The sequence below is a fragment of the Arthrobacter sp. 49Tsu3.1M3 genome, from assembly GCF_900168135.1.
Classification (GTDB): domain Bacteria; phylum Actinomycetota; class Actinomycetes; order Actinomycetales; family Micrococcaceae; genus Arthrobacter.
Window position 1 is genome coordinate 1 of record NZ_FUZD01000017.1, and the last position, 21039, is coordinate 21039.

At 66.7% G+C, this 21039-nt stretch carries 19 protein-coding genes and 2 tRNA genes; 6 read left to right on the plus strand and 15 right to left on the minus strand.

What is annotated here, in order from left to right:
- Positions 1–218, plus strand: a 218-nt coding sequence (locus B5X90_RS15730; RefSeq protein WP_143264780.1) for an integrase core domain-containing protein, incomplete at its 5' end; no start/stop codon positions are given.
- 13 nt (positions 219–231) lie between these two features.
- Here the strand turns inward: B5X90_RS15730 and ndk are convergent.
- The 4 genes from ndk to ileS all read right to left on the minus strand — a co-directional run bounded on the left by ndk (position 232) and on the right by ileS (position 5917).
- Entirely contained in the window at positions 232–645 is a 414-nt protein-coding gene (ndk, locus tag B5X90_RS15735; RefSeq protein WP_018773361.1) for a nucleoside-diphosphate kinase, read from the minus strand.
- Positions 646–718: 73 nt separating this feature from the next.
- The gene (locus B5X90_RS15740; RefSeq protein WP_079554663.1) at positions 719–1174 is read right to left on the minus strand and encodes a DUF4233 domain-containing protein; all 456 of its coding nucleotides are present in this window, start codon (positions 1172–1174) and stop codon (positions 719–721) included.
- A gap of 3 nt (positions 1175–1177) precedes the next feature.
- Entirely contained in the window at positions 1178–2536 is a 1359-nt protein-coding gene (locus tag B5X90_RS15745) for a bifunctional folylpolyglutamate synthase/dihydrofolate synthase (protein WP_079554665.1), read from the minus strand.
- 3 nt (positions 2537–2539) lie between these two features.
- Complete coding sequence (gene ileS, locus B5X90_RS15750) at positions 2540–5917, minus strand: isoleucine--tRNA ligase (RefSeq protein ID WP_256860279.1); 3378 nt, start codon at positions 5915–5917, stop codon at positions 2540–2542.
- 558 nt (positions 5918–6475) lie between these two features.
- Between ileS and B5X90_RS15755 the strand changes: the two genes are divergently transcribed.
- Positions 6476–7438 carry an endonuclease/exonuclease/phosphatase family protein gene (locus B5X90_RS15755; protein ID WP_256860280.1) on the plus strand — a complete coding sequence of 321 codons (963 nt, stop codon included), beginning with the start codon at positions 6476–6478 and terminating at the stop codon, positions 7436–7438.
- Positions 7439–7452: 14 nt separating this feature from the next.
- On the opposite strand, the gene B5X90_RS15760 is transcribed toward B5X90_RS15755, so the two are convergent.
- The 3 genes from B5X90_RS15760 to B5X90_RS15770 form a co-directional block, all read right to left on the minus strand.
- Complete coding sequence (locus tag B5X90_RS15760) at positions 7453–8502, minus strand: glycerophosphodiester phosphodiesterase family protein (RefSeq protein WP_079554667.1); 1050 nt, start codon at positions 8500–8502, stop codon at positions 7453–7455.
- Positions 8503–8682: 180 nt separating this feature from the next.
- Positions 8683–9474 (minus strand): SDR family oxidoreductase, encoded by a 792-nt coding sequence (locus B5X90_RS15765; protein ID WP_079554669.1) that lies wholly within the window; start codon positions 9472–9474, stop codon positions 8683–8685.
- A 27-nt stretch (positions 9475–9501) separates the two neighbouring features.
- Complete coding sequence (locus B5X90_RS15770; RefSeq protein ID WP_079554671.1) at positions 9502–9891, minus strand: DUF488 domain-containing protein; 390 nt, start codon at positions 9889–9891, stop codon at positions 9502–9504.
- A gap of 107 nt (positions 9892–9998) precedes the next feature.
- On the opposite strand from B5X90_RS15770, the gene valS reads away from it, so the two are divergent.
- The 3 genes from valS to B5X90_RS21295 all read left to right on the plus strand — a co-directional run bounded on the left by valS (position 9999) and on the right by B5X90_RS21295 (position 13421).
- Positions 9999–12617, plus strand: a complete 2619-nt coding sequence (valS, locus tag B5X90_RS15775) for a valine--tRNA ligase (protein WP_079554673.1) — start codon at positions 9999–10001, stop codon at positions 12615–12617.
- Positions 12618–12793: 176 nt separating this feature from the next.
- Positions 12794–13273 carry a DUF6325 family protein gene (locus B5X90_RS15780; RefSeq protein ID WP_079554675.1) on the plus strand — a complete coding sequence of 160 codons (480 nt, stop codon included), beginning with the start codon at positions 12794–12796 and terminating at the stop codon, positions 13271–13273.
- A gap of 1 nt (position 13274) precedes the next feature.
- Entirely contained in the window at positions 13275–13421 is a 147-nt protein-coding gene (locus tag B5X90_RS21295) for a hypothetical protein (RefSeq protein ID WP_155855732.1), read from the plus strand.
- A 532-nt stretch (positions 13422–13953) separates the two neighbouring features.
- On the opposite strand, the gene B5X90_RS15785 is transcribed toward B5X90_RS21295, so the two are convergent.
- The 6 genes from B5X90_RS15785 to B5X90_RS15810 all read right to left on the minus strand — a co-directional run bounded on the left by B5X90_RS15785 (position 13954) and on the right by B5X90_RS15810 (position 19270).
- Positions 13954–14571, minus strand: coding sequence for a mycothiol-dependent nitroreductase Rv2466c family protein (locus tag B5X90_RS15785; RefSeq protein ID WP_306292832.1), 618 nt, complete (start codon positions 14569–14571; stop codon positions 13954–13956).
- Between the two features lie 101 nt (positions 14572–14672).
- Positions 14673–15956 (minus strand): ATP-dependent Clp protease ATP-binding subunit ClpX, encoded by a 1284-nt coding sequence (gene clpX, locus B5X90_RS15790; RefSeq protein WP_018773373.1) that lies wholly within the window; start codon positions 15954–15956, stop codon positions 14673–14675.
- A 131-nt stretch (positions 15957–16087) separates the two neighbouring features.
- Positions 16088–16747, minus strand: coding sequence for an ATP-dependent Clp protease proteolytic subunit (locus B5X90_RS15795; protein ID WP_026266422.1), 660 nt, complete (start codon positions 16745–16747; stop codon positions 16088–16090).
- 38 nt (positions 16748–16785) lie between these two features.
- Positions 16786–17424 (minus strand): ATP-dependent Clp protease proteolytic subunit, encoded by a 639-nt coding sequence (locus tag B5X90_RS15800; protein ID WP_079554677.1) that lies wholly within the window; start codon positions 17422–17424, stop codon positions 16786–16788.
- 308 nt (positions 17425–17732) lie between these two features.
- The gene (gene tig, locus B5X90_RS15805; RefSeq protein WP_079554679.1) at positions 17733–19127 is read right to left on the minus strand and encodes a trigger factor; all 1395 of its coding nucleotides are present in this window, start codon (positions 19125–19127) and stop codon (positions 17733–17735) included.
- Between the two features lie 68 nt (positions 19128–19195).
- A tRNA-Pro gene (locus B5X90_RS15810) sits at positions 19196–19270 on the minus strand.
- Positions 19271–19401: 131 nt separating this feature from the next.
- Between B5X90_RS15810 and B5X90_RS15815 the strand changes: the two genes are divergently transcribed.
- Positions 19402–19472, plus strand: a tRNA-Gly gene (locus B5X90_RS15815).
- A gap of 137 nt (positions 19473–19609) precedes the next feature.
- Here B5X90_RS15815 and B5X90_RS15820 read toward each other — a convergent pair.
- Positions 19610–20527 carry an Fpg/Nei family DNA glycosylase gene (locus B5X90_RS15820; RefSeq protein WP_079554681.1) on the minus strand — a complete coding sequence of 306 codons (918 nt, stop codon included), beginning with the start codon at positions 20525–20527 and terminating at the stop codon, positions 19610–19612.
- On the minus strand, positions 20527–21018 hold the full coding sequence (locus B5X90_RS15825) for a ribose-5-phosphate isomerase (protein WP_079554683.1): 492 nt from the start codon (positions 21016–21018) through the stop codon (positions 20527–20529). The genes B5X90_RS15820 and B5X90_RS15825 overlap by 1 nt, the downstream gene beginning before the upstream one ends.
- Positions 21019–21039 lie beyond the last annotated feature (21 nt).

The following is a 21039-nucleotide window of genomic DNA, read 5'->3' on the forward strand; positions in this document are numbered from 1 at the left end:
GAGCCGTTCAGCGCTTCATCAAGCCCCACTGCCCCTGGACCAACGGCAAAGCCGAACGCTTCAACCGGACCCTGCAAACCGAATGGGCCTACCGGCAGGCCTTCACAAGCAGCACCCACCGCCAAGCCGCACTTGCGCCCTGGCTCCAGCACTACAACACTGAACGAATCCACACCGGCATCGGAACCACACCCACCACCCGGGTGTCACCAACCTGATGGCTCAGTACAGCTAGAACCAGATCTTGATCTCGCGCTCGGCGGATTCCGCCGAATCTGAGCCGTGGACCAGGTTCTGCTGGACCTTCAGGCCCCAGTCGCGGCCGAAGTCGCCGCGGATGGTGCCGGGCGCCGCCGTCGTCGGGTCAGTGGTGCCGGCGAGGGTGCGGAAGCCCTCGATCACGCGGTGGCCCTCGAAGATCGCGGCGACCACGGGGCCGCTGAGCATGAACTCAACCAGCGGCTCGTAGAACGGCTTGCCGACGTGCTCCTCATAGTGCTGCTCCAGCAGTTCGCGGCTGGCGTCGACTTTCTTGAGCTCGGCCAGCGTGTAGCCCTTGGCTTCGATCCGGCTGAGGATGGCGCCGGACAGGTTGCGGGCGACGCCGTCGGGCTTGATCAGGACGAGGGTGCGCTCAATGCTCACAGCTGCTCCAATGTGTTGGGGTGGGATTCGGGTCAAGTCTACGGGGTTCGGGCCAGGTGCCCGGGATGGACGTTCAGGCGCTGTTTCCGGGCGCGGGGCCCTGGGGGTGGGCGGCATCCCAGTCAGCCTGCTCGCGGTCCCGCTGGACAGCTTCCCGGTCAATCCGGATGCCGGTCCGGATCCCGTACCACCACGCCACGGCGAAGAGCGCGCCGACGAGGTACATGGCCGGTTCCACGATGCCGCCCAGGATCAGCACGAGCTGCAGGACCCAGCCCAGTGCCACTCCCCACGGCTTCGAGAGGACAGCGCAGGTGAAGACGAAGACCAGGCACAGGCCGATCCCGACCGAGAAGACCAGGGCCGCAGGGTATTCGTTCCGGTGCAGTCCAAAGACGGCCAGAGTCCCGAAGAGCACCACGAACGCTTCCAGCAGCAGGACCGTGGAGGCAAACATGACCTTCGTGGAACGTCGTTTCTTGGGCATGCCCGGGCGCCATTCGCGCTGGGCTTTGGTGAGTTTCGCCATCGCTTAAGCGTCCGCCTTTCCGAGCAGGATCCGGGCGTCAGCGACGAGCGTGATGGAACCGGTCACGAGGACCCCGCCGGCGGGCTCGTCGTCGGCTTCGGCCCGTTCCACGGCCCATTCGAGGGCGTCATCGAGCTTCGCGGCGACGTGGATGTTCTCCTCGCCGAAGCCCAGGTCAACCGCGATTTCGGCCAGGTCCTCGGCCGGGACGGCCCGGGGCGAGTTGGACTGGGTGAAGCAGTATTCGGTCGCGAGGCCGCCCAGGGATTCCTTGAGCTGGCGCAGGATCTCCTCGGCGTCCTTTTCCCGCAGGACTCCCACCACCACCACGAGCTTGGTGAAGTTGAAGGCCTCGTGGATGGCCTCGGCGGAGACCCGGATGCCTTCCGGGTTGTGGGCGGCGTCCACAATGATGGTCGGCGCGGTGCGGACCACCTCGAGCCGTCCCGGGGAGGTGACGGAGGCGAAGGCCTCCTGCAGGATTTCGGCGTCGATCGCCTTTTCCCCGCCGAAGAACGCTTCCAGCGCGGCAATGGCGACGGCGGCGTTCTCGGCCTGGTGCGCGCCGTGCAGCGGCACCAGCAGGTCCTCGTAGCGTCCGGCGATGCCCTGGATGGTGACCATCTGGCCGCCGACCGCGACGGTGCGGGATTCGACGCCGAACTCCACCCCCTCGAAGCGGAACGGCACGTTGACCTCTTTGGCCTTTTCCAGCAGGACCTGGGCCGCGTCGACGGGCTGCGCCGCGCTGATGAGGAAGCTGCCGGGCTTGATGATGCCGGCTTTCTCGTAGGCGATGTCCCCGGTGGTGTCGCCCAGCAGATCGGTGTGGTCCAGGGAGATCGGGGTGATCACGGCCACCTGGCCGTCGCCGACGTTCGTGGCGTCGGTGATGCCCCCCAGGCCCACCTCGATCACGGCGACGTTGACCGGCTGGTCAGCGAAGACCGCGAAGCCCAGGATGGTCAGGCACTCGAAGTAGGTCAGCCGGGGCTCGCCCGCCGCTTCGAGTTCGCCGTCCACGATCTGCAGGTAGGGGCGGATCTCGTCCCAGATCCGGACGAACGTCTCATCCGGCACCGGGGCGCCGTCGATGCTGATCCGCTCGGTGACCTTGGACAGGTGCGGGCTCGTGTAGCGGCCGGTGCTCAGGCCGTGGGCGCGCAGCCCGGCCTCGATCATCCGGGCCGTGGAGGTCTTGCCGTTGGTGCCGGTGACGTGGATGATCGGGAACGCCTTGTTCGGCTCCCCCAGGATTTCCATGGCCCGGTGCAGCGGGGCGAGCCGCGGCTCCATCTTGTTTTCCGGCGCCCGGCCCAGGAGTTCGGCGTAGACGCTTTCAACGGAGAATTCGTCGGTCATGGTTTAGGCTCCAACTTTCTTGGCAACGCTGACCTGCGGGTCCTTGATGTCGGCCGCCAAGGTTTCCAGCTCGACGGTCAGGGTTTCGGTCTTGACCAGCTCCGCGTTGGCCAGCAGCGCCTCGACGACGTCCTGCTTCGCCGTGACGGACGTGCTGATCCGGTCGCTGACATTGAGTCCGGCGTCCTTGCGGGCCTGCTGGATGGCGCGGACCATGTCGCGGGCCAGGCCTTCGGCCTCCAGTTCCGGGGTGACCTCGGTGTTGAGGACCACGAACCCGCCGCCGGGAAGTACTGCTGCGGCGCGTGAGCCGGCTCCTTCCGCGGCCTCGGCCACGACGGTTTCCAGGGTGTACTCCTGCGGCTCGAGCTCGAGGCCGCCGGCGGTGACCACCCCGGCGTCGCTGACCGACCAGTCGCCGGACTTGGAGCCCTTGATGGCCTGCTGGACATTCTTGCCCAGGCGCGGGCCGGCGGCCCGGGCGTTGACCACGAGCTTCTGCTCGATGCCGAACTCCTCCGGGGAGGCGCTCTCGGCGTCCAGCAGGCGGACCGAGCGCAGGTTCAGTTCATCGGCGACGACGGCGGCAAAGCCTTCCAGCGCGTCCGCGCCGGGTGCCACGACGGTGAGTTCCTGCAGCGGCAGGCGCACGCGCAGGTTCGCCGCCTTGCGCAGCGAGGAGCCAGTGGAGCAGATCTGCTGCACGCGGTCCATCGCCTCGACCAGGCCCGGGTTGGCCGGGAACAGTCCGGCGTCCGGCCAGTCGGCCAAGTGCACGGAGCGGCCGCCGGTGAGGCCGCGCCAGATCTCCTCGGAGACCAGCGGCAGCAGGGACGCGGCCACGCGCGTCACGGTCTCCAGCGCGGTGTAGAGCGCGTCGAAGGCGTCCACGCTCTCGTCGAAGAAGCGCTGGCGGCTGCGGCGGACGTACCAGTTGGTGAGCATGTCCAGGTAGCTGCGCAGCTCGTCGCAGGCGCCGGAGATGTCGTAGCTGTCCAGCTGGGCGGTCATGTTCCGGACCAGGTCCCCGGTGTTGGCCATGAGGTACTGGTCCAGGGTGTCGGCGTAACCGTCGTAGCGGAGCTTCGCGTCGTAGCCCTTCGCTTGTCCACCGGCTGCGCCGGCCGCGTTCGTGTACAGCGTGAAGAAGCTGTACACGTTCCACAGGGGCAGGATGACCTGGCGGACGCCGTCGCGGATTCCCTGCTCGGTGACCACGAGGTTGCCGCCGCGCAGGATCGGGCTGGACATCAGGAACCAGCGCATGGCGTCGGAGCCGTCGCGGTCCAGGACCTCGGAGACGTCCGGGTAGTTGCGCAGGCTCTTGGACATCTTCTGCCCGTCCGAGCCCAGCACGATGCCGTGGCTGATGACGTTGCGGAAGGCCGGGCGGTCGAACAGCGCGGTGGAGAGGATGTGCAGCATGTAGAACCAGCCGCGGGTCTGGCCGATGTACTCGACGATGAAGTCCGCCGGGTTGTGGGTGTCGAACCATTCCTCGTTCTGGAACGGATAGTGCACTTGGCCGTAGGGCATGGAACCGGAGTCGAACCAGACGTCCAGGACGTCCTCGACCCGGCGCATGACGGACTGGCCCTCTTCCGGGGTGCGGGGGTCATCCGGGTTCGGGCGGGTGAGCTCGTCGATGAACGGCCGGTGCAGGTCCACCTCGCCGGCCTTGTTCAGCGGCAGTCGGCCGAAGTCGGCCTCGATCTCGGCCAGGGAGCCGTAGACGTCGGTGCGCGGGTAGTCCGGGTCGGTGGACTGCCAGACGGGGATGGGGCTGCCCCAGTAGCGGTTGCGGCTGATGGACCAGTCGCGGGCGTTGGCGAGCCACTTGCCGAACTGGCCGTCCTTGACGTTGCCCGGGATCCAGTTGATGTCCTGGTTGAGCTCGGACATGCGGTCCTTGAACTTGGTGACCTCGACGTACCAGGAGGACACGGCGCGGTAGATCAGCGGGTTGCGGCAGCGCCAGCAGTGCGGGTAGCTGTGCTCGTAGCTGGCCTGGCGGACCAGGCGGCCCTGGGCGCGGAGCACCTGCGTGATCGGCTTGTTGGCCTCGAACACCTGGAGTCCGGCGATTTCGGCGAGGTCGCCGTGGCCGAAGAGCGGCAGGAACTTTGCGCCTTCGTCGACCGAGAGGACCACCGGGATGCCGGCTTCTTCACAGATCTTCTGGTCGTCTTCGCCGTAGGCGGGGGCCTGGTGGACGATGCCGGTGCCGTCCGTGGTGGTGACGTAGTCAGCCTCGAGGAAGCGCCAGGCGTTCTCGGTGCCGTACTTTTCGGCGTCGTGGAAGTAGTCCCAGAGCGGCTCGTAGCTTAGGCCGTCCAGCTCGGCGCCGGTGTGGCGGGAGGTGACGGCGGCTTCGGCGGCGGCTGCGCCCTCGGCCCCGTCGCCGTAGCCGAGATCCTTGGCGTAGGCGGCCAGGAGGTCCGCGGCGAGCAGGAAACTGCCCGTGACGGGGGCGTCGGCTGCCGCGGCCTTGATCCCGTGCGGGCCGGCCGGCAGGACCACGTAGGTGATGGCGGGCCCGACGGCGAGCGCCAGGTTGGTGGGCAGCGTCCAGGGCGTCGTGGTCCAGGCGAGCGCCTGCACCCCGGCGAGCTGCCTGGACAGCTCCGACTCCCCCGCCGTGATGGGGAAGGTGACCGTAACGGTCTGGTCCTGGCGGTTCTTGTAGACGTCGTCGTCCATACGCAGCTCATGGTTGGACAGCGGCGTCTCGTCCTTCCAGCAGTACGGCAGGACGCGGTACCCGTTGTAGGTCAGGCCCTTTTCGTGCAGCTGCTTGAAGGCCCAGAGCACGGACTCCATGTACTCGACGTTGAGCGTCTTGTAGTCGTTCTCGAAGTCCACCCAGCGCGCCTGGCGGGTGACGTAGCTCTTCCATTCGTCGGCGTACTTCATGACGGAGGCACGGCAGGCGTCGTTGAACTTGTCGATGCCCATGGCCTCGATCTGGGTCTTGTCCGTCATGCCCAGCTGCTTCATGGCTTCCAGCTCGGCGGGGAGTCCGTGCGTGTCCCAGCCGAAGCGGCGCTCCACGCGGCGGCCGCGCTGTGTCTGGTAGCGGCCCACGAGGTCTTTGGCGTAGCCGGTCAGGAGGTGGCCGTAGTGCGGCAGGCCGTTGGCGAAGGGCGGGCCGTCGTAGAAGACGAATTCGTTGGATCCGTCCTGACCTGCATCCCGCTGGTCGATGCTGGCCTGGAAGGTGCCGTCCTGGTCCCAGTATTTGAGGATGCGCTCTTCGATCTCCGGGAACTTCACGGAGGCCGGCACACCAGAGGTGTTGGAAGCGGAGGTGGTGGAAGCCGCGTTTGACGCAGAGGTGGTGGAGCCGGCGCCTGCGGCGGAGGCCTTGGGGTAATAAGTCATCTCGACATCCTGGGTTGAGCTAGTGAACACATACATTCAGGATGCGAGGACGGTCCCTGCATTGTCGTGTCGACAACCGGACCGCGGTACCACCTCACTTACCGCCACCGGTCCGCACCCTTCGAGAAGGGGGCTGCACCGGAGTCGGCCGCTCATTACTGCTGTGACGGGCTTACCCGTCCGGTTCTACTGGCCCTGGCGTGCGTTTGCGACTTACTCTCCACCGCACGCGAGGGTGTTCTTCCGGAAGCTCACCGGTGATGGCCGGGTCAAAGCTGCTACGTCGATGTTACCGGAGAAAACACTGCGTTTCACTGACCCAGGGCAGTGACAGGCAGTGGCACTGCGATTTACAGCCCGGCAAACTCCGTTGTGAGGGGGCGACGCCGGCGGTCCGACTGCATAGACTCTTGCCATGACCGTCCCCCGGCCGCCCCGGGCCTACCCGTGAAGCGCCGCAGCGCCAGCCGCCGGTGGCACGTGTCCTCTGCCCTCTGCGCCGCGCCAGTTGCGGTGGTATCCATCTTCCGGGCGGTCCCGGCGCCCTGGCCTGCCCCTGTGGTCCAGCTCGTGGCCTTCACTCCCTGGTTCGTGCTCCCCGCAGGTGCGGCCGTCCTGCTCGCGCTGCCGACGCGGCGTCCCTGGGCGGTCCTGCCGGCCGGCGCCCTCCTGGCCCTCCAGCTGCTGTGGCTGTTCCCGCCGGACCGGGTGGCGGACCGATTCCTGGCCCGGGCGGCGGATCCGCCGCATGGAGAGCAACAAAGCACAGGCCACGCACAGGCCAACGGGCAGGGCACCGGACAGGCGCCGGCGGCGGAACTGACGGTCATGAGCCTCAACGCCTGGAAAGGCCAGGCTGATGCGGCCGAGGTGGTCCGGCTGGTGCGCGAGAAAGGCGTTGGGCTCCTTGCCGTCCAGGAGCTCTCCCCGGCCCTGGAAAAACGGCTGGATGCGGAAGGGCTGGGCGCGCTGCTTCCGCACCGGATCAGCCGCTCGAGGGACGGCGCGGGCGGCGGCGCGGTGTACTCCTCCCGCCCGATCGTTCCGGTGGATTCCGTGGACGGTTCCGCCTTCCACATGCCCACGGTGCAGCTGGAGCTCGAGGCCGGCGGCCAGCCGGCCTCCCTCATCGTGACCAACGTGCACACCAAGGCCCCGGTGTGGGGCCGGGCCGGGCAGTGGCGGAGCGAATTGGCTGCCCTGGGCCGCCTTGCCGCCCGTCCCGGCAACATGCTCCTGCTGGGGGACTTCAACGCCACCGTTGATCACGCCGAGTTCCGCCAGATCCTTCAGGGCAAGGACGGCGCCGGGCCCGGCAGCCCCCGCGTCGACGCCGGCGCAGCGGCCCTGGCGCGGCTGGTTCCGACCTGGCCGATGGCCGGCCCCCCGCTGCCTGGCGTGGTGATAGACCACATCGTGACCGGCCCGCAGGTGCGCAGCAGCGGCTACGCCGTGCTGCCGGTGGCCGGGACGGACCACGCGGCGGTTCTGGCCACGTTGTCCGTCCCGGCGGAAGATTAGCTGCGCGCGGAGGACTAGCTGCGCGGCAGTTTCATGCCGGACTCGGCCATCACGTCCCGGAGCCGGTCCGGGTAATCCGTGATCAGCCCGTCCACTCCGGCCCCGATGAGCGCCCGCATGGTGGGCTTGTCATCAACGGTCCACGGAATGACCTGCATGCCGGCCCCGTGGGCACGGCGGACCATGTCGGCGGTGACGTAGGGAACATAGCCCGGATCCGTCACGGCGCCGTCCTGCGGCGTGCCGTGCACGGGAGAGATGGCGTCGAAGCCCAGGGAGGAGGCTGCGGCGACGAGGTCACCGCCGAAGTCATCGGCGTCGATGCCGCCCAGCCACGGCGACTTGCCGGGCTCGCCTGCCTGGAGGAAGTCCTTGTTGGTCAGGGCCACGGTGCGGATCCGGGGATCGCGCTGCTGGACCAGGCGCAGCGAGCCCCAGTCGAAGCTCTCGATTGAGACGCGGCTCTGCATGTGGGCGGCCGTGATTTCACGGAGTGCGACGTCGACGAACTGCTCCCGCGGGGCCGTTTCCTGTGGCGCACCTGCCTCGACCTTGGTTTCGATATTGAACTTCACCCGGCTGGCGCGGTGGGAGTCCGCCAAGGCGAAGACCTCGGCCAGCGTGGGCATCTTGGCGCCCGGCGAGGCCATCTGGCCCGGGAACTGGGGCAGCGTGAGGGTGCCGCAGTCCAGGCTGCGGACCTGCGCGAACGTCAGGTCCTTGATGTACTTGCCCACGTAGGGGAACTGGGGGTCGTTCGGCGTGACAGGAGCCGTATCCAGGCACTTCTGGCCACTGATCTTGCGGTCGTGGGTGATGACCTCGTGGCCGTCCCTGGTGATTTGGAGGTCAAGTTCGAGCGTGGAGACGCCGGTCTCGATACCCTTGGCGAAGGACGCCAGGGTTGACTCGACAGTCAAGCCGATGCCGCCTCGATGGGCCTCGAGGTCAAAGTGGTTGCCCTGGCCGTTGGGGTTCGTGTCGGCCGCGTTTGCCTGGGCGGCGGCGGAGAGGAGCAGGGCTGCGCTGAGTACGGCAGCGCCGAGCTTCGTCGGGGTTCGCATGGGAAAGTTCTCCACTCTGGTGGTGTGCAGTTGCTTGCGCCACCTTGCCCAACCCCGGCGAACTCCGGGCCAGCGGAGCCTGACCTGCGCCCCACGCCAGGGTGAACGTCAGGTGTCGCCGCCCTACGTTCACCCTGGCGTGGCCCCGCACGGCCTCTGGCCTCGCTCCCAGACCCCGCCCTACTGGTTCTTGCGGATCAGCTTGTAGTTGGCCGCCTGCGCTACCGGTCGGATCACGATCTGGTCCAGGTTGATGTGGTGCGGCGCGACGACGGCGTACCGGACCACGTCGGCCACGTCCCCGGCGGTCAGTGGCTTCTCGACTCCCTGGTACACCTTGGCTGCCGCGTCCTGGTCGCCGAGGCGGTTCAGGGCGAACTCCTCGGTCTGCACCAGCCCGGGGGCCACCTCGATCACGCGGAGGTTGTGCTCGGCCTCTTCGAGCCGCAGGGCGCCGGTCAGGGCGTGCTGGGCGAACTTGGCCGCGTTGTAACCGCCGCCGCCCTCATAGGCCGCGAGCCCGGCGGTTGAGGTCAGGTTCAGTACGGTGCCCTCGCCGCAGGCCCGCAGCATGGGCAGGAACGTGCGGATCAGCTTCATGCTGCCCAGCACGTTGACCTGGAACATCCATTCCCAGTCCTCGGTCTTGGCCCCGGCAACCTTGTCGGCGCCGCGGGCACCACCGGCGATGTTGATCAGCGTGTCGATGCCGCCGGCGCGGGTCACCTCATCGAGCAGCCGGGCTACATCGGCGTCGTCGGTCACATCGGCGGGAAGGGCGACGGCGCCGGTTTCTGCGGCGAGCGCTTCGAGCCGGTCGGCACGGCGGGCGACGGCGAACACGGTCCAGCCTTCCTTGCGGAGCGCACGCACGGTGGCCTCGCCGATTCCGGTGCTGGCGCCGGTGACTACTGCCGCTTTGGCTCCTGCTGCAGTGACTTCTTGTGTGTTGTTGTCGATTCCCTCAGTCATGGCACCACAGTAACGGCAATGCCGGGCTCATTTCCTGCTGTTGCTACCTCGCTCCAGGAACTCCTGCAGCACCCGGGCATGGTTGGTCTCTGGGTCCCGGGCGCCGAAGAGCAGCGTCACTTTCCCGTGCTCCGCCGCGAGTGCGTACAGCGTCTGCACCGCGGGGTTGGTTTCCAGCTCCGCTTCGTAGGCCGCCCGGAACTGCGCGAACCGCTCCTGCATGTGCGCGAATTCCTTGCGCAGCGGCGGGGAAGGTGCCACGTCCTTGAGCCAGAGCTCCAGGTGGGCCCGTTCCATGCTTACTCCCCGCGGCCAGAGCCGGTCCACCAGGACCCGGCAGCCGTCGTCGTCGGAAGGGTCCTCATAGATGCGTTTGACCGCGAAGGTTCCGGCATTATTGCCCTGAGATTTGCCCATCTGCGCATGCTACTTCACGTTACTTCGGCGGCTCCCACACCCGGAGAACCCCGCCGCCGGCCCCTTCCCGTACATCAGGGGTTGGGAGTTAGTGGAAGAATTGGCCCATGGCTGAAGACAATCAGGGTACAGACACGCCCACCACCGCCCCCATCAACGTTCCGGACAAGCCCGCCCTGGAGGGGCTGGAAGAGGCGCTCACGCGGCGCTGGCTTGAGGAAGGGACCTACAAGTTCACCCGGGACACCACCCGGGAACAGGTCTACTCGATCGACACTCCCCCGCCGACGGCGTCGGGATCCCTCCACGTAGGACACATGTTCTCCTACACCCAGACCGACGTCCTGGCGCGATACCAGCGCATGACCGGCAAGAACGTCTTCTACCCCATGGGCTGGGACGATAACGGCCTGCCCACGGAGCGCCGCGTGCAGAACTACTACGGCGTGCGCTGCGATCCCGCGATCGCCTACGACGCCGGCTACCGGCCCCCGGCCGAGCCCGCCAAGAACCAGCGCGACTTCGACGTCATCTCCCGCAAGAACTTCATCGAGCTCTGCGAGGAGCTCGCGGTCGAGGACGAGAAGGTCTTCGAGCACCTCTTCCAGACCCTGGGCCTGTCCGTGGACTGGGACCTGACCTACCGGACGATCGATGACAAGTCCCGTGCCATCTCGCAGCGGGCCTTCCTGGCCAACCTGGCCGCGGGGGACGCCTACATGGCCGAGGCCCCCACACTGTGGGATGTCACGTTCCGCACCGCCGTGGCCCAGGCCGAGCTCGAGGACCGCGAGGTCGCTGGCGCCTACTACCGCTACCCCTTCTTCACCGAAGACGGCGAAAAGATCTTCATCGAGACCACCCGCCCCGAGCTGCTGGCCGCCTGCGCCGCTCTCGTGGCGAACCCCGACGACGAGCGCTACAAGCCGCTGTTCGGCAAGAAGGTCACCTCTCCCCTGTTCGGTGTCGAGGTAGAGGTCAAGGCCCACCCGCTGGCCAAGGCGGACAAGGGCTCCGGCGTCGCCATGGTCTGCACCTTCGGCGACCTCACCGACGTCACATGGTGGCGCGAGCTGCAGCTGCCGACCCGCGCGATCGTGGGCCGCGACGGCCGCATCATCGGCGAGACCCCGGAGTGGATCACCACCGAAGAAGGCCGCGCCAACTTCGCGGCCATCGCCGGCAAGACCGTGTTCAGTGCCAAGGAGTCCGTGGTGGAACTCCTGGCCGGCGCTGACCTGCTGGACGGCGAGCCCAAGAAAATCATGCACCCGGTGAACTTCTTCGAAAAGGGGGACAAGCCGCTCGAGGTGGTCACCTCGCGCCAGTGGTACATCCGCAATGGCGGCCGCGACGAGGACCGGCGCGAACGGCTGATTGGCCGCGGCAACGAGATCGAGTTCCACCCGGCGTTCATGCGCTCCCGCTACGAGAACTGGATTTCCGGGCTCAACGGCGACTGGCTCGTGTCCCGCCAGCGCTTCTTCGGCGTGCCGGTACCGGTCTGGTACCCCCTGGATGCCGACGGCAACCCCGAGTACGACGCGCCGATCGTCCCGTCCGACGCGCAGCTGCCCGTCGACCCCGCCGCGGATGCGGCCCCCGGCTACGAGGAAGCCCGGCGCGACGTGCCGGGCGGCTTCACCGGCGACGCGGACGTCCTCGACACCTGGGCCACGTCCTCCCTGACCCCCCAGATCGTGGGCGGCTGGAGCACCGACGAGGCGCTCTTCGCCAAGGTCTACCCCTTCGACGTGCGCCCGCAGGGCCATGACATCATCCGGACCTGGCTGTTCTCCTCCGCCGTCCGCGCCGACGCGCTGCAGAAGACCGCACCGTGGAAGCACGCGGCCATCTCCGGCTGGATCCTGGACCCGGACCGCAAAAAGATGTCCAAGTCCAAGGGCAACGTCATTGTGCCCACAGATGTGCTGGAGGAGTACGGCTCGGACGCCGTGCGCTACTGGGCGGCCTCGGCCAAGCTCGGCGCGGACACCGCCTACGAGATCGCGCAGATGAAGATCGGCCGCCGCCTGGCGATCAAGCTGCTCAACGCCTCCAAGTTCGTCCTGAACCTGGGCGCCACCGAGGACTCGGTCGTCTCCGGCGACCTCTCCGTGCTGAGCAACCCCTTGGACCGCGCGGTCCTGGCCCAGCTCGCCGACGTCGTGCAGCAGGCGACCAAGGCGTTCGAGGGCTACGACTACGCCCGGGCGCTGCAGATCACCGAGAGCTTCTTCTGGAACTTCACCGACGACTACGTGGAGCTCATCAAGGACCGCGCCTACGGTGCCGCCGGCGAGGAGCAGCAGGCCTCGGTGCTGGCAGCCCTCGCGACGAGCCTGGACACCCTCCTGCGGCTCTTCGCGCCGTTCCTGCCGTTCGCCACGGAGGAAGTCTGGAGCTGGTGGCGCACCGGTTCCGTGCACCGCGCCCAGTGGCCCGCCGCCATCGCGGTCGACGGCGACACGACCCTCCTGGCCACGGTGGGCACCGCGCTCAGCGGTATCCGCAAGGCCAAGTCGGAGGCCAAGGTCAAGCAGCGCACCGAGGTGCTGTCCGCGACGATCACGGCCTCGGAATCCCTCACGACCCAGCTCAAGGCCGGCCTCGCCGACCTCAAGGCTGCCGCCAACGCCCGTGAACTGGCGCTTGTCGCCGGCGAAGGTGAACTGGCCGTCAGCGACGTCGTGCTGGCACCGGCCGAGCCGCCCGTCCAGGCGTAGCGACTGAAGAGGGCGCCGCGCCAGGGAAACCTGGCTCGGCGCCCTCTTTCGTCCGCAGGGTCAGAGGTGAGTTCACCCGGCACGGGTGAGGCGCCGCACCTCACCGGGGGCACAGAATGAGATGCAGCGGTCCGTCGGATCGCCTTGAACCCCAAGAAGAAGCGGAGGTCATACGCATGACTGAGACACTCGATGAACTGGGGCCGGTCGACTGGATCGTCGTTGAATTCCCCGGACCCGACTTCGGCAAGGGCCAGATCGCCCCGTTCCTGGAGGACCTGGTCCAGCGTGACCTCGTCAGGGTGCTCGACATGGTGTTCCTGAGGAAGACGGAGGACGGCACACTCGAGACGGCGGAGATCTCCGACCTCGACCCGAGCGAGCTCGGCGAGGTGCGCACGGCCGAGGCCGACCTGGCCATGGTGCTCTCTGAGCAGGACGTCATGGACCTGGCCGAAACGATCGCGCCCGGCCACTCCGCCGCGGTGCTCGTCTGGGAGAACCTGTGGGCGGCCCCGTTCGGCACGGCAGTCCGCAAGGCCGGCGGCCAGCTCGTGGCCAGCGGCCGGATCCCGACCCAGGCCGTCATCGCCGCCTTCCAGGCCGACGCCGAGGCCGAAGCCCAGTCCTCTGAAGACGCGATAGAAGGAGCCTGACATGCCACTGGCAGCACGACGCAGACGCAGGACCGCCGCCGCCGTCGGCGGGGCCGTTGTGGTCGCCCACGGGATCAACCGTCGCGGCGACCGCCGGGAAGACCGCCGTGACGACCGCGGCGACCGCCGGGAAGACCGTCGCGACTAACACCGGCGACTAACACCCGTGGCTGACACCACGGAGCCAGTCCCTGGCACTCTCAGGTGCGCATGACCCGCATTGGGTCGTGCGCACCTGCACAATGTCCGCTCCCCCGCCCGCTCCCCCATCCAGGGGAACGTCCTGGGACGGCGACCTGACGAATTTGGGCACACTGTTTCTGACTAAGTGTTTTTGTGCCACTGTTTTTGGGCAAAAGGGGAAGCCCCATCAGCGTTAGCGGTTGGTGGGGCTTCGACTTTTCGATTGTCACGTGACGTCTTAGACAATCTGGCGGGATCCTTAGACTTTCAGGTCTTCCTACCTCGTCACTGGTAGCCATCATCTGACTTTGCCGAAGGCTGCGTCGGATGAGTGTCACTGAATCTTTGGTTCCTGCGTCCCTCTTCTTTCGAAGTGGGTAAGTTCTATTGTTGTCCTCCGGCTTGCCGTGCACAAGAGCCCCGGCAGAACTACAACGGAGTAGTTCTGCCGGGGCTCCCGGGAGGCCGGACAGGGGCCCGGCCCGGCGTGTTCGGGCCTAGTTAAAGACCGGGCTTTCGGTACGGCTCCGCTTGATTTCGAAGAAGTACGGGAAGGATGCCAGGGTCACCGTGGCGTCCCAGATCTGTCCGGCTTCCTCGCCGCGCGGGATGCGCGTCAGGACCGGGCCGAAGAAGGCCGTGCCGTTGAACGCGACGACGGGTGTGCCCACGTCCTGTCCGACCAGCGAGATGCCTGCCTCGTGGCTGGCGCGCAGCTGCGCATCGAATTCGTCGCTCTGGCCCGCGGCCGCAAGCTCGGCCGGCAGTCCGGCCTCGGCCAGCGACTTGGCGATGACCTCGTCGACATCCTTGATGCCTTCGTTGTGGATCTTGGTGCCCATGGAGTCATAGAGCGCCTTGATATATTCGGCACCGTGCTGTTCAGCGGCGGCGGTGATGACGCGCACCGGAGCCCACGCCTTCTTCATGAACTCGCGGTACTGCTCGGGCAGTTCCTCGCGGCCCTCATTGAGCACGGCCAGGCTCATGACGTGCCACTCGGTCTTGATGTCGCGGACTTCTTCGACTTCGCCGATCCAGCGGGAGGTGACCCAGGCGAAGGGGCACATCGGATCGAACCAGAAGTCGGCTTTGTTGGTCATGGTTTCAGGCACAGGTGTTCTCCTTAGGGAAGTCTGCGGGGAAAGCGCCGGGGCGGATCACGCACATGGCGCGCTAAAGATTACAGCGGCCTGGGCCGCGATATTATTCCGGATCAGGCGGACTTGCGCCGTTTGACCTCGTCGTGGGCGATCATCGTGGGCGCTGCCTTCTTGGTCACGACCTCTTCGGTGATCACGACGCTGGCGACGTCGTCGCGGCTGGGGAGGTCGAACATGACCGGGAGCAGGACTTCCTCCATGATGGCGCGCAGCCCTCGGGCTCCGGTGCCGCGCTCCAGCGCCTGGTCGGCAATGGTGTTGAGGGCCTCGTCCTCGAAGATGAGCTCGACGCCGTCGAGCTGGAACATCTTCTGGTACTGCTTGACGAGGGCGTTCTTCGGCGTCGAGAGGATCTGGATGAGCGCGGCACGGTCCAGGTTGGAGACGGTGGTGATGACGGGCAACCGGCCGATGAACTCCGGGATCAGCCCGAACTTGAGCAGGTCTTCCGGCATGACCTCGCCGTATGAATCCGTGGTGTTCTTGACCTCGTTGAGCGGGGCGCCGAATCCGATGCCCTTGCGCCCGGACCGCGAACCGATGATGTCCTCGAGCCCCGCGAAGGCGCCGGCCACGATGAACAGCACGTTGGTGGTGTCGATCTGGATGAATTCCTGGTGCGGGTGCTTGCGTCCGCCCTGCGGCGGGACCGAGGCCACGGTGCCTTCGAGGATTTTCAGGAGGGCCTGCTGCACGCCCTCCCCCGAGACGTCCCGGGTGATGGACGGATTTTCGCTCTTGCGTGAGATCTTGTCGATCTCATCGATGTAGATGATGCCCTGCTCGGCCTTTTTGACGTCGTAGTCGGCGGCCTGGATAAGTTTGAGGAGGATGTTCTCAACGTCCTCACCGACGTAGCCGGCTTCGGTCAGGGCCGTGGCGTCGGCGACGGCGAACGGGACGTTGAGGCGGCGGGCCAGGGTTTGGGCCAGATAGGTTTTGCCGCAGCCGGTGGGTCCGATCAGCAGGATGTTGGACTTGGCGATCTCGACGTCGTCGTGGTGCACGCCATCGGCGAGGTTGCCGCTCTTCGGCGCGTGGCCGGCCTGGATCCGCTTGTAGTGGTTGTACACCGCGACGGCGAGCGAACGCTTGGCGGGTTCCTGGCCAATCACGTATTCCTGCAGGAAATCAAAAATTTCGCGGGGCTTGGGCAACTCGAAACTGCCCAGGTCAGCTACTTCCGCGAGTTCCTCTTCGATGATCTCGTTGCAGAGTTCGATGCACTCGTCGCAGATGTAGACGCCGGGCCCGGCAATGAGCTTGCGGACCTGCTTCTGGCTCTTTCCGCAGAAAGAACACTTCAGCAGATCTGTGCTCTCGCCAATCCGAGCCATGTGTGAACCCCTTTAGTAGCTTGCTGCTGGCTGTGACATGTTCCACTCTAGGTCACTTTGGGCCCGTTGGGTGGAAAGCGGACGCCGGTGCGGCCAAGTAAGAATGCCGCACCGGCGCCGCGGATTGCTGATTAGCGCGCGATAGCCTGGGGCTTGATCTTGCGGGAATCGAGGACCTGGTCAATGAGGCCGTACTGCATGGCCTCGGCGGCCGTGAGGATCTTGTCCCGCTCGATGTCGTTGTTGACCTGCTCCGGCGTCCGACCGGAGTGCTTGGCCAGCGTGTCCTCGAGCCAGGAGCGCATGCGCATGACCTCGGCGGCCTGGATCTCGAGGTCCGAGGCCTGCCCGCCCTGTCCGCCGGACAGCGAGGGCTGGTGGATCAGTACGCGGGCGTTCGGCAGCGCGAGGCGCTTGCCCGGCGTGCCGGCCGCGAGCAGTACAGCTGCGGCGCTGGCCGCCTGGCCGAGGCAGACGGTCTGAATCTCGGGCCGGATGTACGTCATAGTGTCGTAGATCGCGGTCATGGCGGTGAAGGAACCGCCAGGCGAGTTGATGTAGAGCGTGATGTCGCGGTCCGGGTCGGTGGACTCGAGCACCAGCAACTGGGCCATGACGTCGTCGGCCGAGGCGTCGTCGACCTGGACGCCGAGGAAGATGATGCGGTCCTCGAACAGCTTGGTGTACGGGTCCTGGCGCTTGAAGCCGTAGGGGGTGCGCTCTTCGAACTGGGGCAGCACGTAACGGCTGCTCGGCAGGTTACCGGCAGTCGAACCGAAGTTGTAGTTCATGTTCATTGCTCCTGAATTCATTGCTGTCTACCTGCCGGTCAGTTCTCGGTGGCTGTCGCAGCGCCGCCGCTGTTCCCGGAGCCGTTGGCGTTGGTTCCGCCGCCGCCCGCCACGGATCCGGCATGTGCGGCGATCTTGTCGAAGAAGCCGTATTCGAGGGCTTCCGGGGCCGTGAACCACTTGTCGCGGTCGTTGTCCTTGAGGATGGTGTCCACGGTCTGGCCGGTCTGGTCGGCGGTCAGCTCGGCCATGACCTTCTTCATGTGCAGGATCAGCTCGGCCTGGATCTTGATGTCCGACGCCGTGCCGCCGATGCCGCCGGAGGGCTGGTGCATGAGGATGCGGGCGTTGGGGGTGGCGTAGCGCTTGCCCTTGGTGCCGGAGGAGAGCAGGAACTGGCCCATGGACGCGGCGAGGCCGGTGGCAACCGTGACAACATCGTTCGGGATGAACTGCATGGTGTCGTAGATGGCCATGCCGGCGGTGACGGAGCCGCCGGGTGAGTTGATGTACAGGTAGATGTCCCTTTCAGGATTCTCCGCCGAGAGCAGCAGCAGCTGGGAGCAGATCGCGTTGGCGTTATCGTCGCGGACCTCGGAGCCGAGCCAGATGATGCGCTCTTTCAGCAGGCGGTTGTAAATGTAGTTATCCTGGGCTGCCGGATCGACCGTGGCCATCCGGGGTGCCCCTGCTTGCTGTGACATATGTACTTACCTCTCGCTGGCGACGGTGACGCCACTGGACGACATCACTGAACTTTCCTACAGCGACACTAACCGTTTTCACGCCCGCTTTGTTCGCTGGCGCCGGGCTGTTCGCTGACGGCGCACGATTGCCGGCACCCCGCGCGCCGGGTCCTGGATGCGGGGCCTTCCCGGCTCCCGAACAGTCCGTGCCAGCCGGGCATGACCGCAGGCGGGGGCTTAAAACAGTCGGCCCCCGGATCGGTGATCCGGGGGCCGACTGTTCTACGTCTCAGGGACTGCTAGAACTTCACTGCTGCTGGGTCATCGCTCGGCGTGGCCTCGGTGGTGGCTTCTGCCGAAGCTGCTTCGTCCTCAACGGTCTCGGCGGCCGGGGCAGCCTCGTCGCCGGGGCGGACGAAGTCGCTCAGGTCAACCTTGTTGCCCTCGGAGTCGGTGACCTCAGCCTGGCCCAGCACGACGGCCAGTGCCTTGCGGCGGCGGACCTCGGAAACCATCATGGGCACCTGCCCGCTCTGATCAATGATCTGGGCGAACTGGTTCGGGTCCATGCCGTACTGGCTGGCGGTGGTGACGATGTAGTCGATCAGCTCGTTCTGGCTGACGTTGACTTCTTCCTTCTCCGCGATGGCGTCGAGGATGATCTCGTTCTGGAAGGCACGCTCGGTGTTGGCCTTGACCTCGGCGCGGTGCTCCTCGGTGTCGTGCTCGCCTTCACCGTGGGCGTTTTCGGCGTTGAAGTGCTGCTCGAGCTGCTCTTCGACGATCGAGGCCGGGACGGGAACCTCGACGAGCTCAACGAGCTTGTCCAGGACCTTGTCGCGGGCCTCGACGCCCTGCTCAACAACCTTGGACTCGGCGGCCTGCTTGGCCAGGTCCTCACGGAGTTCGGCCAGGGTGTCGAATTCGCTGGCGAGCTGGGCGAAGTCGTCGTCGGCGACGGGGAGCTCGCGCTCCTTGACAGCCTTGACGGTGACCTTGACCTGAGCGGACTCGCCGGCGTGCTCGCCGCCAACCAGCGTGGTGTCGAAGATGGCGTCCTCGTCGGCGCTGAGGCCGGTGACGGCCTCGTCGAGGCCTTCGAGCATGGTGCCGGCGCCAACCTGGTAGGACAGGCCGGAAGCGGAGTCAACATCGGCGCCGTCGATCGAGGCTGCGATGTCGATCGTCAGGAAGTCGCTGTCGGCGGCCGGGCGGTCCACGGACTTCAGCGTGCCGAAGCGGCCGCGGAGCTCGTCCAGTGCCTTGTCGACGTCGGCGTCGGAGGACTCGGCGGCGGCGACCTCAACCTTGATGCCGGCGTAGTCGGGCAGTTCGATCTCGGGGCGGATGTCAACCTCGGCGTGGAACTTGAGTTCGCCGTCGGTGGCGGACGGGTCCGGAACCTCGGTGATCTCGACCTCGGGACGGCTCAGGGGGCGGATGCCGGTTTCCTGCACGGCGGCCTGGTACCAGCCGTTGAGGCCTTCGTTGATGGCCGTCTCCAGGACGTAGCCGCGGCCAACGCGCTGGTCAATGAGCTTGGAGGGGACCTTGCCCTTGCGGAAACCGGGGACCTGGATCTGCGAAGCAACAGTCTTGTATGCCTCTGCGATGCTGGGCTTCAGTTCCTCAAAGGGGACCTCAACATTGAGCTTGACCCGCGTGGGGGTGAGGTTCTCGACAGCGCTCTTCACAGTCTAAGTACTCCTGATGTGGGGGGTATGGGGTTCTGCATTGCCACGTGCTGGCAGTGCTTGCAGAGTCGGGGTGACAGGATTTGAACCTGCGACTTCCTGCTCCCAAAGCAGGCGCTCTAGCCAAGCTGAGCTACACCCCGTAAGTGCACAGAACAGTCTACGGTCATACTGTGCTGATTTGCACATTTGACACCGGGGCCTTGAATTGGGTTTAGTTGTATCCGGCTTGAACAGCCGCCCGGAAGTTTTGCTGGAGTTCCAGTGATATCCCGGGGACGTAGCTTAATGGTAAAGCCTCAGTCTTCCAAACTGATTACGCGGGTTCGATTCCCGTCGTCCCCTCAGGAATATGACGAAATAAGCCCCTCTCCGGAGGGGCTTTTTTCATGCCTTGGCCGTCGATTGCTCCATAACAGCCCTTCTTGAGGCTCAAAAGGGCTGTTGCGGAGCAATGGATGCGGCTGGGCCCTCGTGCAGGCTCAGGGCGCCTGGCAGGCCGGGCACCAGTAGAGCTTCCGGGCGCCGAGCTCGGTCAGCGCCACGGGCGTTCCGCAGTCCCTGCAGCCGAGTCCGTGCCGCCGGTAGACGAAGTGGGCCTCGTCCGGGGCCGGTAGGACGCCGCGGGATACGCCGGCTCCGGCCCCGTTCCAGTACTGCGGCGGCGTCGTGATGATCCGGCCGTCGCGGACGCCGTCGGTCATCATGGCCGCGGTGTCGTCCCAGAGCCGGCCCGCCGCGTCCGGTGACAGTTCGGCGCCGGGCAGCCAGGGGTGGAGCCGCTGCCGGAACAGCAGTTCGGCCCGGTAGACGTTCCCGACGCCGGCAATCACCTTCTGGTCCATCAGCAGGCCCGCCAGCGGTGTACGTTTGGCCGCCACGGTGGCGGTGAAGGCGTCCCGGTCGCCCGGAAGGTTCCGCAACGGGTCCGGGCCGAGCCGCGCCAGTACGGCCGCCGCTTCCGCGTCCGTGATCGCCTCGCACGTGGTCGCGCCGCGGAGATCGGCCCAGCCGTGTGCGCCGGCGAGCCGGACGCGGACGGCACCGACCGGCGCGGGCGGCCCCTCATACGCGGCCGGACCGGCCGCCTCAGCGTCGTCGTAGACTTCCCGTTCCCCCACCTTCCGGGGCGCGCCGATGCTGGACGCGCCGCGGAAGGTGGCGTCGCCGCCGAAATCCCAAGCGCCGTAGAGGCCCAGGTGGACGTGCAGGAGAAGCCCGTGCCCGAACTCCAGGAAGAGGTGCTTCCCGTGCGCCACGGAACTGACCAGGGTGTGGCCGTCCAGCAGGGCAGCGCCTTGGGCAAACCGGCCCTGCGGACTGGAGACCGCGATCCGCTCCCCCGCGAAGACGTCCTCGAACTGGCGGGCCAGCCGGTGGACGGAATGCCCCTCCGGCACTAGTCGATGACCTCGCCGGTGCGCTCGTACGTGGCGATCTTGCCGATCCGGCGGACGTGGCGCTCATCGTTGCTGAAGGGTTCGGCCAGGAACGCCTCGATGATTTCCGTGGCCTCGTCGACGCTGTGCTGGCGGCCGCCGACGGCGACGACATTGGCGTCGTTGTGCTCGCGCGCCAGCTGGGCGGTGGAAAGGTTCCAGGCCAGCGCGGCACGGACGCCCCTGACCTTGTTCGCGGCGATCTGCTCGCCATTGCCCGAGCCGCCGAGGACGATGCCGAGCGCGTGGGTTCCGGCCTCCTGGTCCGCGACGACGGCGAGGGCGGCGTTGATGCAGAACGACGGGTAGTCATCCAGGGCGTCGTAGACCTTCGGTCCATGGTCCACCACCTCGTAGCCCTTGGCGCTGAGGTGGCTGACCAGGTGGGCGCTGAGCTCCATTCCGGCGTGGTCGGTGGCAATGTGCACGCGGGGCAGGTCAGAAATGGTCACGGCTGTTCCGTTCGGTTGCGG

Bases quoted from the DNA above. Each gene is read 5' to 3' on its own strand.
- B5X90_RS15760 (WP_079554667.1), bottom strand. From the start codon at position 8,502: ATGCGAACCCCGACGAAGCTCGGCGCTGCCGTACTCAGCGCAGCCCTG.
- B5X90_RS15770 (WP_079554671.1), bottom strand. From the start codon at position 9,891: ATGGGCAAATCTCAGGGCAATAATGCCGGAACCTTCGCGGTCAAACGC.
- ileS (WP_256860279.1), bottom strand. From the start codon at position 5,917: ATGACTTATTACCCCAAGGCCTCCGCCGCAGGCGCCGGCTCCACCACC.
- valS (WP_079554673.1), top strand. From the start codon at position 9,999: ATGGCTGAAGACAATCAGGGTACAGACACGCCCACCACCGCCCCCATC.
- B5X90_RS15765 (WP_079554669.1), bottom strand. From the start codon at position 9,474: ATGACTGAGGGAATCGACAACAACACACAAGAAGTCACTGCAGCAGGA.
- clpX (WP_018773373.1), bottom strand. From the start codon at position 15,956: ATGGCTCGGATTGGCGAGAGCACAGATCTGCTGAAGTGTTCTTTCTGC.
- B5X90_RS21295 (WP_155855732.1), top strand. From the start codon at position 13,275: ATGCCACTGGCAGCACGACGCAGACGCAGGACCGCCGCCGCCGTCGGC.
- B5X90_RS15740 (WP_079554663.1), bottom strand. From the start codon at position 1,174: ATGGCGAAACTCACCAAAGCCCAGCGCGAATGGCGCCCGGGCATGCCC.
- B5X90_RS15795 (WP_026266422.1), bottom strand. From the start codon at position 16,747: ATGAACTACAACTTCGGTTCGACTGCCGGTAACCTGCCGAGCAGCCGT.
- B5X90_RS15780 (WP_079554675.1), top strand. From the start codon at position 12,794: ATGACTGAGACACTCGATGAACTGGGGCCGGTCGACTGGATCGTCGTT.
- B5X90_RS15745 (WP_079554665.1), bottom strand. From the start codon at position 2,536: ATGACCGACGAATTCTCCGTTGAAAGCGTCTACGCCGAACTCCTGGGC.
- B5X90_RS15800 (WP_079554677.1), bottom strand. From the start codon at position 17,424: ATGGCCACGGTCGATCCGGCAGCCCAGGATAACTACATTTACAACCGC.